The 16,426-nt window shown below is 39.0% G+C and carries 10 protein-coding genes; 8 read left to right on the forward strand and 2 right to left on the reverse strand.

Features of this window, described 5'->3' with window-relative positions; genetic code table 11:
* Positions 1-31 precede the first annotated feature (31 nt).
* The 6 genes from U0R11_RS08775 (at position 32) to U0R11_RS08800 (ending at position 11,069) form a co-directional block, all read left to right on the forward strand.
* Positions 32-3,427, forward strand: coding sequence for a SusC/RagA family TonB-linked outer membrane protein (locus tag U0R11_RS08775; RefSeq protein ID WP_406751328.1), 3,396 nt, complete (start codon positions 32-34; stop codon positions 3,425-3,427).
* Between the two features lie 26 nt (positions 3,428-3,453).
* Complete coding sequence (locus tag U0R11_RS08780) at positions 3,454-5,094, forward strand: SusD/RagB family nutrient-binding outer membrane lipoprotein (RefSeq protein WP_406751329.1); 1,641 nt, start codon at positions 3,454-3,456, stop codon at positions 5,092-5,094.
* A 64-nt stretch (positions 5,095-5,158) separates the two neighbouring features.
* Entirely contained in the window at positions 5,159-6,457 is a 1,299-nt protein-coding gene (locus U0R11_RS08785; protein WP_406751330.1) for a hypothetical protein, read from the forward strand.
* 81 nt (positions 6,458-6,538) lie between these two features.
* A complete protein-coding gene (locus U0R11_RS08790) occupies positions 6,539-7,621 on the forward strand; it encodes a polysaccharide deacetylase family protein (RefSeq protein ID WP_166373458.1) in 1,083 nt (360 codons plus the stop codon).
* Between the two features lie 4 nt (positions 7,622-7,625).
* The gene (locus U0R11_RS08795) at positions 7,626-8,807 is read left to right on the forward strand and encodes a sialidase family protein (RefSeq protein ID WP_406751331.1); all 1,182 of its coding nucleotides are present in this window, start codon (positions 7,626-7,628) and stop codon (positions 8,805-8,807) included.
* A 24-nt stretch (positions 8,808-8,831) separates the two neighbouring features.
* A complete protein-coding gene (locus tag U0R11_RS08800; RefSeq protein ID WP_406751332.1) occupies positions 8,832-11,069 on the forward strand; it encodes a hypothetical protein in 2,238 nt (745 codons plus the stop codon).
* Positions 11,070-11,123: 54 nt separating this feature from the next.
* On the opposite strand, the gene U0R11_RS08805 is transcribed toward U0R11_RS08800, so the two are convergent.
* On the reverse strand, positions 11,124-11,960 hold the full coding sequence (locus U0R11_RS08805) for a glycerophosphodiester phosphodiesterase (RefSeq protein ID WP_406751333.1): 837 nt from the start codon (positions 11,958-11,960) through the stop codon (positions 11,124-11,126).
* A 306-nt stretch (positions 11,961-12,266) separates the two neighbouring features.
* Here U0R11_RS08805 and U0R11_RS08810 point away from each other — a divergent pair, with 306 nt between their 5' ends.
* Positions 12,267-13,385, forward strand: a complete 1,119-nt coding sequence (locus U0R11_RS08810; RefSeq protein ID WP_406751334.1) for a DUF6786 family protein — start codon at positions 12,267-12,269, stop codon at positions 13,383-13,385.
* 179 nt (positions 13,386-13,564) lie between these two features.
* Entirely contained in the window at positions 13,565-13,933 is a 369-nt protein-coding gene (locus U0R11_RS08815; RefSeq protein WP_406751335.1) for a hypothetical protein, read from the forward strand.
* Between the two features lie 30 nt (positions 13,934-13,963).
* Here U0R11_RS08815 and U0R11_RS08820 read toward each other — a convergent pair whose 3' ends face one another.
* The gene (locus tag U0R11_RS08820; RefSeq protein ID WP_406751336.1) at positions 13,964-16,393 is read right to left on the reverse strand and encodes a TonB-dependent receptor domain-containing protein; all 2,430 of its coding nucleotides are present in this window, start codon (positions 16,391-16,393) and stop codon (positions 13,964-13,966) included.
* Positions 16,394-16,426 lie beyond the last annotated feature (33 nt).

Below are 16,426 nucleotides of genomic sequence, written 5' to 3' on the forward strand. Positions count from 1 at the left end.
TGAAGTCTTTTTCAACCAAATCTATTTAATTATGAGATTAAATTTTACAGGAAAAATGTTTCGGCATTTTCTATTTGTAGCAGTCATGATAGCCGGGTGCTATTCCGCTGCTTTCGCTCAGTCCCGACTGATCACTGGAAAGGTAACTTCCAGTCAGGATGGTACCGAAGTTCCGGGAGTGAATATTTCCCTGAAAGGAACAACTAAAGGGACAACATCGAATTCATCTGGAGCATACTCCATTGAAGTCAATGGTGCTAATCCCGTGTTAGTATTTTCGTTTGTTGGTTTTGATACGCAAGAAATTCGTATCGGAAGTCGTAGTGTATTAGATGTTTCTTTATCTTCTAGTACTGCCTTATTAAATGAAGTAGTCGTTACTGCCTTAGGTATCAAGCGTGAAGAGAAATCACTTGGATACTCTGTTGGTAAAGTAGCAGGTAAAGATATTAGCCGTGTCGTAAATGAAAACGTCTTGAACTCTTTATCAGGTAAAGTAGCCGGTGTGAGCATCAATTCTACGGGTGGTACAGGTTCATCTGTAAGTATGATCATTCGTGGTGCTAAGTCGTTGAGTAATGACAACCAGCCTTTGTTTGTGATTGACGGTGTACCGGTAATCAACTCATTGAATAACGTAGGTCAAATCGGTAATGATAACCGTGTGGATTATGGTAATGCAATTTCTGACTTAAACCCAGAGAACGTAGAAAGCGTATCGGTTTTAAAAGGACCTAGTGCTGCGGCTCTTTACGGTTCACGTGCTGGTAACGGTGTGGTTTTAATTACCACAAAAAATGGCTCGAAGGCAAAGAAAATGACCGTGAATATCACGTCAAACACGGTATTTGATAATCCTTACAAGTTTTTGAAAATGCACTCGAAGTTTGCCACAGGTGTACTTCCATTTACTCCAGACAATAACCCATACCCAGGAGGAATTTTAAGTATCGAAGAAGGATCAGCGGGTGGTATTGGACCAGAATTGGATAAAGGCTATAAAGCGATCCAATGGAACAGCCCTAAAGGTGCAGATGGAAAAGCTATTCCAACAGAATTGAAGTCTTATTCAGATAATATCAAGAATTTTGTTCAAACAGGAATTACAACAACCAATGGTGTTTCGGTTACTAACGGAAATGATGTGGCGAATTATCGCTTAACATATTCCAATATGACTAGCCGCGGAATTATTCCAGGTTCTGATTTATTCAAGAATTCATTATCAGCAGCATCTTCTTTCAAATTGTCAAACAAATTGAAATTGAGTGCTAACATTGATTTGAGTAGAAATAATTCAAACAATCGTCCGGCGAGTGAAAGAGGATCTAACCCATTGCAATGGGCTTATGCCGTTTCTCCACACATCAACATCATGGACTTGAAAGATTACTGGGTTCCTGGTCAGGAAGGTTTGCAGCAGAAGTCTCAAGCAATTGGTAACTACAATAATCCATGGTTCTTGGCTTATGAAGTGAAAAATGGATTTGAGCGTAATCGTGCATTTGGTAATATGAAATTAGATTATCAAATCACTCCTGAGTTAAGTTTAATGGCTCGTTATGCCTTGGATACTTATGGAGAAACTCGTGAGACTAAAATTGCGAAGTCCTATACAGGAGAGAAAAATGGTGCTTATGGTATCACAAATTTAGATCGTTATGAGCGTAACGTCGATTTTTTAGCTACTTGGACTAAGCCAATAGAAGATTTCAACTTATCCTTCTCAGTGGGTGGTAATGCGAGAAGTTCTAAAACGATGGACGTAAGTACTTCTTCAAAAGGAGGAACGGGTTTAATTATCCCAGGCTTGTATACTTTGCAAAACATTGCTAATACCAATATTAACTACACAAGTTTCCAAACCAAGAAAGTGGTTTATAGTGCGTATGGAATGGCAAACGTATCTTACAAAGATATGGTGTATTTAGATTTGACAGCTCGTAACGACTGGTCAAGTACCTTGCCTATTGAAAACAGATCATACTTCTACCCATCTGCTTCGTTAAGTGTCTTGTTAAATGAAGCATTTGCGATTCCAAATGATAAGATAGACTTATTGAAAGTAAGAGCTGGTGTGGCACAAGTGGGTAATGATACCAACCCATATGCCTTGATCAATACCTTACAAAATGCTGAAGCTTGGGGTTCATTAACTCGTTTAGGAAAATCAGGCTCTATTTTATTACCTGATTTGAAGCCAGAAATTTCTACTTCGTATGATTTGGGAGCTGATTTGACGATGTACAAAAATCGTTTAAGATTCTCAGGTACGTATTATACTGTAGAAAACCGTAACCAAATTATCCCAACGACTTTACCTTCTTCTTCAGGATTTACTTCGAAGAACATCAACGCAGGTTTGTTAGTATCGAAGGGTATTGAATTAACAGTGGGTGGTACACCGATCGACAAGAATGGTTGGAGATTGGATTTGACCGCTAACTTCTACAAGAACGAAACGACCATCAAAGAGCTTTCTGAAGGGTTGAATTTCTACACACTTTGGACTGATGCAAAAGGTGGAGCTTGGACTTATGTAGGTGATAAGATTGGTGATATCTACGATGCTGAAATTGTTACCGTAAAAGATCAATCATCTAAGTATTATGGATATCCAATATTGGATTCAGATGGTTCATGGCAATCCGTTAATGCTAGTAATACCCGTTCTAAAATTGGTAACTTCAATCCAGACTTCATTTTAGGTTTACAAACTTCTTTGTCTTATAAGAACTTTAGCTTGAATATGACTTTTGATTGGAGAAGTGGTGGAGACTTTGTTTCACAAACTTACCGTTACGGAGAGTCTGATTTGAAATCTCAACGATTCTTAGACAATTTGATTAATCCAAATGGATTGACAGGTGATGCATTGCGTAATTACTTAGTAGCTAATCAAGATAAATACATCCGTATTAATCAAAATGGTTATTTCCCAATCGTGGGTGGCCCTACAGCTGAGTACGGTGGATATCCATTTGAATATGGTGGAAAAACGTATCCTAACGGAGTATTTAACCCAGGTGTAATTGCTAAATATGATGGACAAGGAAACATCACGGGTTATGAAGAAAACTTAGGGGGTCCTAATACACGTATCTTACCATATGGTGACAACTATCCTTGGAGCTTTACTCGTGCAGCTACATTTGACGCTTCATTCGTGAAGTTGAGAGAGATCTCTTTAGGATATGAGCTACCAAGTAATTTTGTTAAGAGCTTAGGTTTGCAAAGTGCTAACTTCTCAGTTTACAGTCGTAACATCATTTTATGGACGGCTTCTAAAATTGGAATCGACCCTGAAACAGCTTTCCAACCACAGTCTGGAGCACAAGCAGGAACCCAATTTAAGCAAGGAATTGAGCGCTATAATGTTACTCCATGGGTTATCCCAGTTGGATTTAAACTTGGTTTGACATTTTAATCAAAGCACCTTAAAACATTAAAATCATGAAAATAAGATTAATAAAAGCTGTCGCCTTCACCCTTTTAACGGGAGTATTTTTCTCTTGTGAAGACTTGACAAAAGTGAATATAAATCCAAATGGAGTTCAACCAGAGGTTGTGAATCCAAATTTGGTTATGCCTACTGTCTTAACAGAAATGTCTAAGGCTTATGTAAACCTTGGATACCAAGATATCGCAGGTGTGGTTCAGCATACTCAAAAAGATGCTTGGTCGTCTGGACATAATGATTACGACTGGGGTGGAAACCAAAGTTGGTCAGGTTATTATGATATTTTACGTAACAACGACTTGCTTTACAGTCGTTCGGTAGCATTGAACTGGGAATTCCAACAAGGTGTGGCTTTAGTAAACAAGGCCTTCATGTTTGGTTTGATCACGGATCTTTGGGGTGATGCACCTTATACCAATGCCTTGAAAGGAGAAACAGGTGGTACAGAAAACATCTTACCAGCATATGATTCTCAAGAGGTTATTTATACAGGGATCTTAGCCGATTTAGAGAAGGCTAATACCTTGTTATCTAAGCAAAAAAGTGAGTACTCGAACATCGTAGATAACGTGGATGTTATTTATTCAGGTGATCCTACTAAATGGCGTAAATTGGCGAACTCCTTAGCTCTACGTTATTACATGCGTATTTCAGCTAAGAAACCGGATGTAGCTAAAGCAGGAATTGAGAAAATTGCTAAAAATCCAGCGAACTATCCAGTGATTTTAGCTAACTCAGATGATGCTACTATGGGATTCCCAGGTACTTCAGATGGTACTTCTTGGCCAGCTAATGCGGTTTATGATGTGAGTGGTAGTAACTACCGTCGTATCAAAATGGCAAATACATTGGTAGATTACTTGCAAGGTGTGAAAGATCCTCGTTTAGGTATCTGGGCTGCTAAAGTAGAAATTCCATTGGTTGTGGATGCCACTTTACCTGCTAAGACAGATAAAATCATCGACGGGAAGCGTTATTTATCACCAGATGTAGTTGGTAATTCGAAAGTAGATATTGATCAAGAATACGTAGGTTTACCAACGGCATTCTCTCAGTTACCTTCGGCGTATAACATGAACCCAACTCCTGGTCAGACATCGTTTAACCCTCACGTTTCTTTCCTTGCGCCCATGTACAAAAATGCATCAGGGGCCTTGTTGAGAGCCCGTTTAGTTTCTGCAGCCGAAGTGAACTTCATCTTAGCAGAAGCCGCTTTAAAAGGTTATGCGGTAGGAGATGCTAAAACGTTCTATGAGAATGGTGTGAAAGCGTCATTGACTACATGGGGAGTAGGTTCTACTTCAACTACGTATTTAGCTAATCCAGGTGTTGCTTTTGCTGGTACAGTAAAACAAGTTATGGAGCAAAAATGGATTGCTAGCTGGACTGCTGCTACTGAAGCTTGGTTCGACTTCCGTCGTACAGGTTTCCCAGAGTTAAAAGCGGGTCCTGTAGCTAAGCGTCAAGCTATTCCTGTTCGTTTTTATTACATGCAGGATGAATTGCGTATTAATTCTAAGAATACAGCTGCTGCTTTAGATAAATTAGAAGTAACTAATTTCTCACAAGCTGATGGCAAAAATAGTGCTTGGTCTAAGCCTTGGGTAATCCAAGGTACAGGTAAGCCATATTAAGATTTTAAGGGGTCTCCTACGGGAGGCCCTTCAAAATTATAGATTCTCTAATCCTGTTTAACCAATGAAATTTAATACACCTCTAAACCTTTTCATACTTTTATTCTTGTGTTTGTTTACTCCAGCGACTGCTCAAACCCTTCGGGTTGGGGCAGCCGTACGAGTAATTACGCCAGACCCATTATTGCCTGTTTCGGGAGGAATTGGCACGCCTAAACCAAGTGTGGAAAAGAAAGGTGATTTGTTTGCTCGTGCGATGGTCTTTGAGCAAGGAAATACTCGTTTTGCGATTGTTAATGTAGATAATTTAGGTTGGACTTCTGTGTTAGGAAATAAATCTAGAGCACTCATTAAAGGGATTGCTCCGGAAAATATTTTAATTGGAGCGACACATACACACTCCGCCCCAGACGCCTATGGATTTCCAGATGCCACCGGTAAAAACTTTGCAGATTTAAAATACCTAGATCGTTGTGTTCAGCAAATTGCTGATGCGGTCAACGAAGCCATTACGAAATTAGAACCAGCAGCTTTGAAAGTAAATGTAGAAGAAGCTAAAGGTAAAATTGCTTATAATTATTATGCCCCCGCTTTATATGATCCACGTTGTGGAGTTATTCAAGCTATTGCCACCACTGGTGCTCATCAAGGGAAAGCTATTGCTACCTTGGTGAATTATGCCATTCACCCTGAAGTTATCGGAAGTGGTAGAGGAATCCTTAGTCCTGATTTATGCGGACCATTGTATAGTAGAATCGAAGCCCAAGCAGGTGGAGTGGCCTTATTCATGAATGGAGCTCAAGGTGGAATGGTCACTGCCGATACCCGATTAGAATATGGAAAAGAAGGTCAAAGTAATCAAAAGGAAGCGAATACCTGGGAAGAATGCATTCGAATAGGAGAGCTCTTGGCGGATGAGGCTCTAAGGATTATCAATAAAGCGCCTGTTTTAGATTCTCCTTCTATTTATTGTACCTCAAAGATGATTGACCTTCCTGTGGATTCAGAAATGATGCGTTATATTTTGACGAAGTCACCATTGAAATATGAATACAAAAAACCCAATACCGTTAGCACCCAATTAAATTTATTGAATATTGGGCCAGCTCAAATATTAACGGTTCCTGGAGAAGCCTTGCCTAATGTGGGTTATTATGTGAAGCGCCACATGGCCACCAAAATGCCCTTTTTGTTTGGCCTAACCAACGATGCTTTTGGATATATGTTAGCCAAAGTCGATTACAATAGCTTTAAGCGTTACGATTATGTCACGCGAACTAGCCTGGGGGAAATGACCGCAGAGATTTATATGGATCAAGCATTGCAATTGATTCAAGTAAGTCCTAAACCAGTGCTTAAATAATTTTTATATCCAACATTGAATTATCTTAGTCAAAACAAAAAGATCTTTCAATCATCAATAAAACGAAATGTGTTTTGTAATATGAAAAAACTAGGACTACTTTTATGGGCATGCATTGCGTCCAGTATTTTGACTACAAAGGCCATGGCTCAGCAATTAGAACCCACTTATGCAGAAAAATTAGGCTACCCGAAGGGGAAGAAAGTGGTCATTTTTCATGTGGATGATTGTGGTATGTCCTATTCCTCCAATCAAGGGGCTTATAAATCCATTGAACAGGGTGTGGCCACCTCTTGTAGTATCATGATGCCATGTCCATGGGCTGCTAGTTTTATTCATTACATCCAAAAAAATCACCCTAATTTAGATGCGGGTCTTCACTTAACCCTGACTTCTGAATGGAAGGATTATCGTTGGCCAGCTTTATCAGGTTTTCAGCAAGTACCTACTTTAAGTGATGGAGATGGATGTCTTTGGCATAGTGTAGAACAGGTAATCAAAAATGCGAGTCCTGATGAAGTGGAAAAGGAAATCCGTGCTCAAATAGAACGAGCTACGCGTTTAGGTTGGAAACCCACTCACCTAGATTCTCATATGGGAACCTTGTTTGCTTATCCTCCATTCTTAGAGCGTTATCTAAAAGTGGGAATGGAATTAGGCATCCCCGTGATGTTCCCAGGTGGAAACAATAAAATGCTCATTGAATCTGTCAATAAGCCATATATCAAAAAAATGAAAGCGGAAGGGAAGTGGAAAGAAGGAATGCCATTGCCTATGGCCAAATTTGGCTTGACGGATTTAGTAACTGAATCTAAGAAGATCGGAGAAATGCTTTGGAAAGCAGGATTGCCCGTTTTGGACGATTTACACTCGGATAGTGGGGATTGGAAACCAGAAGGCAGCGCTACTCCTGCCGAATGGGGAAAATACAAAGCAGATCAATGGATTTATCAGTTGGAACACATGAAACCAGGAGTCGCTATGTTGATCGTACATAGCAGTGATATTACCGAAGAATTTAAGTTTATCAGTGGCTCAGGTGGTTCCCGTTTAGCCGATATGAATTCCATGATGCATCCCGATTTGAAGGCTTACATCGAGAAAGAAGGGATCATCTTAAGTACGTTCAGAGAGTTGATGGAGCGACGAAAAAAAGTAAAATAATCACATGAAGTTATTTCAAATTTTGATTACCCTGTTAGTGATGTCTTTTCATTCGCTAGCTCAGAGTCCTGCTATTGTCAAATCAATGCTCATTTTTCCAGGACAAGAAAAACACGTCCATGGGAGTAGTTTGGTACGTTTACCTAATGGCGATTACTTGTCTGTTTGGTTTTATGGTAGTGGGGAAAGAACGGCCGATGATGTTAAATTAATGGGCGCTCGACTAAAAAAAGGAGATTCCCAATGGAGTGAACCCTTTTTGATGGCTGACACCCCGAATATCCCAGACTGTAATCCTGTTCTTTTTTTGAATAAGGAAAATAAATTATTCCTAGTCTGGATTGCCGTTCAAGCCAACCAATGGGAGCAGTCGGTATTACGCGTACGTACATCCATGAATTATTCCAAAGAAGGGGCACCCGTTTGGGAATGGCAAGATAATATTTTGCTAAAGCCAGGAAATGATTTTGCTGGCGAAGTGAGTAAAAAATTAAAGCAATTGCCCGAGCACCATATTGGTTGGGCAGGTTATGCTCCTAAGTATGATGATATGATTGCCAAGGCTAGTGCAGATCCGGTAAAACGTAGTTTCGGCTGGATGACACGGATTAAACCGCTTATATTGGAAAGTGGGCGCATCATTTTGCCTTTGTATTCAGATGGATTCAATTTCTCTTTGATGGCCATTTCAGATGATCAAGGAGCTAGTTGGCGGCCAAGTTTGCCTTTGGTAGGTCGTGGACCCATTCAACCAGCTGTGGTAAAAAAGAAAAATGGGAACTTATTGGCTTATTTACGTGACAGTGGCGATAATCCTCCTCGAGTTCATGTGAGTGAGTCGACTGATCAAGGAGAAACCTGGTCTCCTTCTGTCAAAACAGATATTCCGAATACGGCCAGCGTAGAACTCTTGGTTTTAAAAGATGGTAGAATGGCATTTTTAGGGAATGACATCATCGACGGGCGTTATCGCTTAGGTCTTTTTCTTTCAGATGACGAAGGAAAAACATGGAAATGGAAGACTTATGTGGAAAACGTAGCTCCGGGGAAAGGTAGTTTTTCTTACCCATGTATGACACAAAGCCCAGATGGATTATTGCATATCACCTATTCTTCCCACATGGAGAAAGATCAAAAATCCATCAAATATGTGGTAGTAGATCCGCAGAAAATCAAATCTGAGTAGTGAATTTAAATCTAAACCTATACAATGAAAATCAGTAAATTAAATGTATTCGTATATGTGTGCCTATTGTTGGCCACGCATTTGACTTGGGCTCAAAATAAGTCCAAGCAACCTGTGTATCAGGATACCCCATTTTGGCAAGATTATAGTGTCAAATACTATCTTGCTAAAGACCAGGCCTCAGAATTGAGATCCAGCTTTGCCGACAGAAATGGTAATATCATCTTATTTGGTAGCACGGGTACTCTTTTGCCTCATGATGGTCAATTCCTATACCCTGGGACTTTGGTTAAAGATACCAAATACCGTACCAGTGCACCTAAGAAAATGGCTGCTTTGACATCCTATCAAAAGCAATTTGTTTTGTTGGACGATAAGGCCGTGTTAAGTCATGCTTTTGCTGGGAGTATTTATTCCAAGCATGAATTGGCCAATGCGAATCGAGTGGTAGGAGGCAAGGATTTTTCTTTTTTAATTTCAGATGGAAATAGTATTCATTTGGTCAAAGATTCCAAAACCTTGTTTAAGGGAAATTTATCTGGTGATCAAGTGTTGGATATGAAATATCAAGCCACTAGTCAAACCTATTATATTTTGGGTCAACAAGGGCTTTATCATTTTTCACCGGCTCAAGCTAGCATCATTAAATTAATGTCAGGTGGTCCGTTTACTGCCTTTGATATAGCTGAAAATTCTACAAAAATCTATGTTGGTGGAAATGATGGGTACCAGATTTTTGATTTATCTACGAAACAAGTAGGAGAAAAACAACAAAAATTACCTTGGACTGAAATCACCGCTATTAAATCCATCGGCGATAAAGTTTGGTTTGGTTCTACCAAAGGAGCCTTTGCTTTGAAGAAAGATGGCAAATTTGATTATTACAATGGAGAAAGATGGTTACCGAGTAATGTCGTAAAACACATAGCTGAAGGTCCTAAAAACTCGGTATTAATTACAACCACTGCTGGATTGGGGCAAATCTGTTTTAAGAAAATGACCTTGCATGAAAAGGCTGTTTTTTATGATGATCAGGTGAGAAAACGTCATATTCGAAATGGATTTAATGCGTCTTTAGATGGTATACAAAAAGGAAATTTAAGCACAGGGTATTTGGCTGATTCAGACAATGACGGACTATGGACGTCTATGTATTTGGGTGGAGAAATTTTCCGTTATGCCGTGACCAAAGACCCAGAGGCATTACAAAATTGTCGGGAGTCTTTAGACGCCATGGAGCGTTTATATAAATTAACTCCTGTGCCGGGATTCCCAGCCCGTTCATTTGAGCGTCGTGGATTCATCTCTAGTTTGTCTGATCCAGAGCGTTGGCAGCCATCACCAGATCCAGAATGGGACTTTAAATCTACGACTAGTAGTGATGAGGTGATAGGGCATATTTTTGCTTTTGGGGCTATGGCTGAATTGGTGGATGATGCAGATTTAAAGAAGCGTTCTATCGTATTAATTGACACATTGATGTCACATATCTTGAAAAACGATATGTACTTGATCGACTTTGACGGAAAGCCTACTATGTGGGGAAAATGGAATCCTAAATATGTCAATTCCTTTCCTACCAATGTGGGAGATCGTAAATTGAATTCTTCCAATATTACTTCGATGCTTCAAACGGCATATTATTTTACCAAAAAAGAGAAGTATAAGCAAAAGGCCTTGGAGTTATTGACTAAATACGGCTATTATGAAAATTTAATGCGTCCATTTAGTGTGCTAGGAAGAGCAGGAAAGGATGCAGATGCACATGCTCAAAACATGTCTGATGGTTGGAATCACTCGGATGATGAAATGTATTATGTAGGTTATTGGGGATTGTATCGCTATGCGTTTAATGATACCTTAAAAGCTAATTTCAAGAAATCCATTTTAGACCATTGGCAAATGGAGCGACCAGAGAAAGAGGGAGCTTGGAATATTTTTACGGCTTTGACGGGAACCAAACAATTTGATTTAAATGAAGCCGCTTGGTATTTGCGTGAGCATCCTATGGATATGATTGACTGGGCTATTCAAAATAGTCATCGTAAGGATATGATCAAAGTTGCTGAAAACTTCCGTCGTCAAACGACACAGGAAGTGTTGCCACCAGATGAAAAACCCATCATGCGCCATAATGCCAATCAGTTTAATATGGACCGCAATGGGGGCAATGGTTTATCGGAGCACAGTGCTGGAGATATCTGGCTTTTGCCTTATTGGATGGGCCGTTATTTAGGGGTTATATCAGAGCCTAAAAAGTAAATTTTTCTTAACGTTGTCAAGGTTTTAAACCTTGACAACGTTGAATTTTTGAATTTAGTTTCCGAGAAAATATCGATAAACTGATTTTACGTGATCCGTTTGAATTAGATCTACTCCCAGTTCTTTTGCCTTTTTATAATTCGACGGTTGGTCTAATGGACCCAAAACATCAGTATAAACTCGAATGTTTTTTTCATGAATGTCTTTCACTAACTGTGCATTCATCCGAAGCCAATTTACATCAAATGCATAAGGGGCCAAACGTTTTATTTTAGTCTCCATTTCATCTGCTTTGTTTAAGCTCGGCATTCTTTTGCTTAAGGGATCTTCGATCTTTAATTTTTCTAAAAAATCATCATTTCCATAGTAAACGGATTCCTTATCAAGATGATATTGTTTCATTAATTTCAACAAAGGATTGGGCGCCACTTGCTTGCAGTCCACATAAATATAGGTCTTGGTATTTTTCTGTTTATTCCAATTAGCCACCAATTGTAATGTTTCTTCCAAGGTTGGGATTTGTTCATTGGGGAATTGTGCTTCCCAGCCTTTATTGGCCTTTAGTTGCTTAATTTCTGCTAAAGTCAAGTTGGAAATGGGGCCAGTGCCATTCGTAGTTCGGTTTAGCGTTCCGTCGTGTAAAATAACTAATTGATTGTCTTTGGAAGTTCGAACGTCTATCTCAATAAAATCGACCCCCATATCCAATGTTTTTTGAAAGGTGGCAAGAGTGTTTTCAGGAGCTATACCTGAATTTCCACGGTGTGCAGAAATTTTAAGTTTATGTTGGGATTTATAGTTCCAAGCTTCTGTTTGATCGGGGTTATTGGACCGTTGGCAAGACATGATACTAGCTATGGACAAGACCATAAGCCAAATGTTTTTTTTCATAGTAAATAGGTTGTTATTGTGTTAAAAAGGAACTCCTTTTTCCTCTCCAAAATTACGGATCTATTGGCATTAATAAATGGATATATTGTCTATTGGGGTAATATCTACTGAAATTTTTAGAATATTATTTTATTGAATTTTTCTGCCTTTTTTAGGTTAGAAATAGTTGTTAATTGATTATCAATTTATTGGACAATATGAGTGAAAAATTATTCGTTACAACAACGCTGTCAAGGTTTTGAACCTTGACAGCGTTAAGAATTTTAAGTATCTTCATTTCCTATTTACAAGCCCTAAAATACACGTATGAACTCAGAAAATAGCTTTGGATATGATTATGATTTATTAAAAAATGATCCCACAACTGTCTTATTAAAACAAGGAAACCAACAGGTTTTGGTCGTAGGTAAATACCAAGCTAGGGTGATGACCAGTAGCTCCCAAGGAGATGAAGGTTTTAGCTATGGTTGGATTAATCATGAGCTCATTAAGTCGGGGAAATTAGGCCCTCATATGAATGCCTTTGGAGGAGAAGAACGCTTTTGGTTGGGTCCAGAAGGAGGGCAATTTTCGGTATATTTTAAACAAGGAGACCCCTTTATTTTTGAACATTGGCAAACACCTGAAATCATCGATACAGAGACCTATCCTTTAGTAAAATCGGATAAACAAAAAGCCTTATTCCACAAGGATTTTGAAATTACGAATTATTCAGGGACAAAATTTAAGGTCTCTTTGGACCGAGAAGTTGCCTTACTAAATCAAGCTGAAGCTGAAAACCTCCTACAGGTTTCTCTGGATGGAATATCTTGGGTGGGTTATCAAACCGATAATGTATTGAAAAATACTGGAGACGATTGGTCTAAATCCACCGGTGTTTTATCCATCTGGTTGTTGGGGATGATGAAGGCCTCTGACCAAAACACGATTTTAATCCCCTATCAAAAAGGACAAGAGGCGGCCATTAATGCAGCCTATTTTGGTCAAATTCCTGCTGAACGTTTGATCAAGAAGGACGGAATGCTTTATTTTAAAGCGGATGCCAACTCGAGAGGGAAATTAGGTATTCCCCCTAAAGCACTGATTCCTTTGGCGGCAAGTTATGATGCAGCTAATCACATATTGACTATCCTTCAATTTGATTATCAAGGGGAACAAGAATATGTCAATTCCATGTGGGAAATTCAGGAAAATCCTTACCAAGGAGATGCCCTAAATGCCTATAATGATGGCAAAAATGATACAGGAACTCAGATGGGAAAGTTTTATGAATTGGAAAGTTCCTCTCCTGCTATTGCCTTAGCCCATGGGCAGTCGCTGCGTCATGTTCAAAGAACATTTCACTTAGAGGGTTCGGAAGAGCAATTGGATCAGGTTTGTCAAAAACTATTGGGAATCAAATTGGCGGATTTACCTTGGAAATAATGGGGAAAGTAGAGCATTTTATCCCTTGAATAGGCCTAAAATCTTGATAAAACGCAAGAAATTTTCGGGTTTTTGAAAATGAATAATTCATTGGTTTAATTTGCCTTAATTCTTTTGGAAATCATGACGCATTTCGCGTCATAATGAAGGTTTTTTAGGAGGGCAATTATTAAATCAAAATGAATTCGATCGTCTTTAGTTGGCGTGCAAGTGCTTCCGTATTATACATGCACATTTTGTATGTTGCACATTTGATATTAGATGAATATTCATTTTACCATGACCTTGTAAATTACAATCAGATTCTTTTTACTACCTTTTTTGTGATTTTACCCATCTTGATTTACATCAAATGGGTTTTTGGAAAGGAGAATTTTGTTTCAAATCAATGGTCCCTGATTTATGCCATACTACTTTTAATTACATTATTTTCCTTTAAAATATTTATCCCTGAATACTATTTATTTCAGCTAGGATTCAGTTTTGTTAATCTGTTGATTTTAGGGATTTTCAAAAAGTCATTAAATCAATCTAAAATTGAGAATTAAAGAAGCATGTTATGGTGGATGAACGAGATTTTATTCCTCATCCATCATACTTCTACGCTGCTTAGCTGCTTGCTTTGTGGTTTTGATTCGGTAGTTGAAAGTTAAGTTGAATTGCGTCAAACGACCTTGAAATTCGGATTTGGTATAGAATCCTGTACCTCTCGTCTCAGAGCGCATGATTCTAGAACTGAAAACATCTAGGATATTTAAGGTCAAAGTACCATTACCTTTCATGATGTCTTTACTAGCTGATAGGTCCATCCAAGCAATATAACCTCTTGAACCTTGAGGGGTATTTTGCGGAGCCTCATAATTGGCTCTTAATTGAGCATCCACGCCTCCTCCTAGCTTAAAACGGGACGTATGACGTGCAAACCAAGAATAGGTATCACTCACATAATTGGGATCAATGTTGCTGGCATCTGCTTTAGCTCGGAAAATATTGATGCTCAAATCCGCTTTCCAAACTTTACTAAGATTGGAAGATCCAGTAAATTCGGCACCCATGGAAACCTCATTTTTGAAATTTTGTGGCAATGTAATCGAAAAGCCATTGGCATCTACCTGACGGATTCGATCAATTTTTCCATCGGTATTTCGGTAGTAAATGGATGAACTGATACTTCCATTTTCATAGTATTTCACATGTCCCAAATCAAATACATCTGTAAATTGAGGGTTTAGATTAGGGTTTCCCGAGAAAAAATTTCGGTTGTCGGAATAAGTAACAAATGGACTTAATTCATTGTAAGTAGGTCTACGTACTCGTCTAGAATAGCCTAGTTGGAATGAATTGTCTGCCGATAAGGAATAAGTAAAATGGGCACTAGGGAACAAGTTGGCATAGTTCCTTGGATTTTTTTCTTGCGTTTGTAAGAGCTCCGTACGAATGTCCGTCATCTCGCCACGAATACCCACTTGATAGGAAAATTTCTTGATTTTGGTACCCCAAATGGCATAAGCGGCAGTGATATTTTCATGGTAAACAAAATTGTTTTGTAAACCGGGCACCACGGTGAATTCGCCCGTTTCTTGCTTTTGGGTTACGACATAATCGTTGGTCATATCACGAAAGCTCGTACGTAAACCTGTTTCGATTTTACCATCTTTACCCACAGGATTTACATAATCTGCCTGTAAAATCCATTGATGCTCTGCTTCATCATTCAGGGATTTTTGGATTCTAGAATTTTCAGGAAAAGCACTTCCATCGCCCCTTTTCCCCACTTGTGTAAACAATTGATCAGAGCTTTCCCAATAATCTAAATAGCGCAAATCGGCCGTAAATTCTTTACCTTTTCTGGCAAACGACTTTTTGAAGGTCAAGGCATATTCTGAATTTGGTTCTGCTTCTTTTTCGTCTTGTTGACGGTCCGTGATGCTATACAAATTGCTCAAGCTTTTTTGGTAGTCCAAATAATGAAAATCAGAAATACGGCGAACATCCGTTCTTCGGAAAATGTAGGAACCCGTTAACACCGTTTTTTCATTGAAAAAATAATCAGCTCCACCACGGATATTATTTACCATTCCTCGCACATTATTTTGAGAAGTTTGTTGCAAATAATTGGTTTGCCCTGGGGTATAAACTTCCTGGTAAATATTTCCTCTACCAGGGGTTCTGCGGTAAAATAAACCGTAGTTCAAAAAGAAGTTTAGCTTGTCTTTACGGTAATTCACAATGGCCGTAGCGCCAAAATTCTCAGGATAACCTGTCGTGGTTTCTATGGCGCCATTGAAGCCTTGATTCTGATTTTTCTTTAAGACAATGTTGATGATTCCAGCCATACCCTCTGCCTCATAACGCGCTGAAGGATTGGTAATAACTTCAACCTTTTCAATTAGATTTCCCTGCAAAGACTGTAGTCCACCCGCACCACTGATACCCACCAAAGTAGACGGTTTTCCATCGATTAAAATACGGACATTGTCGCTTCCTCGTAGCTTTACTCCACCTTCGCCATCTACTTGAATGGACGGAAGATTACCTAAAATTTCAGAGGCTGTTGCGCCACGATTGGCTAAATCAGTGCCCACATTAAAAATACGTTTATCTAAAGCCAATTCCATGGAAGCTTTTTGGCCTTTAACAGTAACCTCGTCTAAGGTTTTAGAAGAAGATTTGGCTTCCAAAATCCCCAGGTTGATGGTTTGATTCTCTTTATTGATGCTGATTCCTTTTTGTTGGATCGTTTCAAATCCTACACTTTCTATCAACACATCGTATATTCCATACACGACATCGGTAGAAAATTGTCCTTTATCATCCCCTATTCCTCCTGTAATTAATTTTTGAGCTCCTGCTTGAAATATGCGAATGCTGGAAAATGGGACAGGTGCTTTGGATTCTTTTTCAATGATTTGACCTTTGATCTTACCTTTTGGACCCGCTTGGGCCATACTTTGAACACTTAGGATAGAAAGTAAAATGGGTAAGCTAAGGAGGTGTTTAAATTTCATAGTAATTTTATTGACAAGCCAAATATGGGCCTT

Origin of the sequence: Aquirufa salirivi, from assembly GCF_045310485.1 — a bacterium.
Lineage (GTDB): Bacteria > Bacteroidota > Bacteroidia > Cytophagales > Spirosomataceae > Aquirufa > Aquirufa salirivi.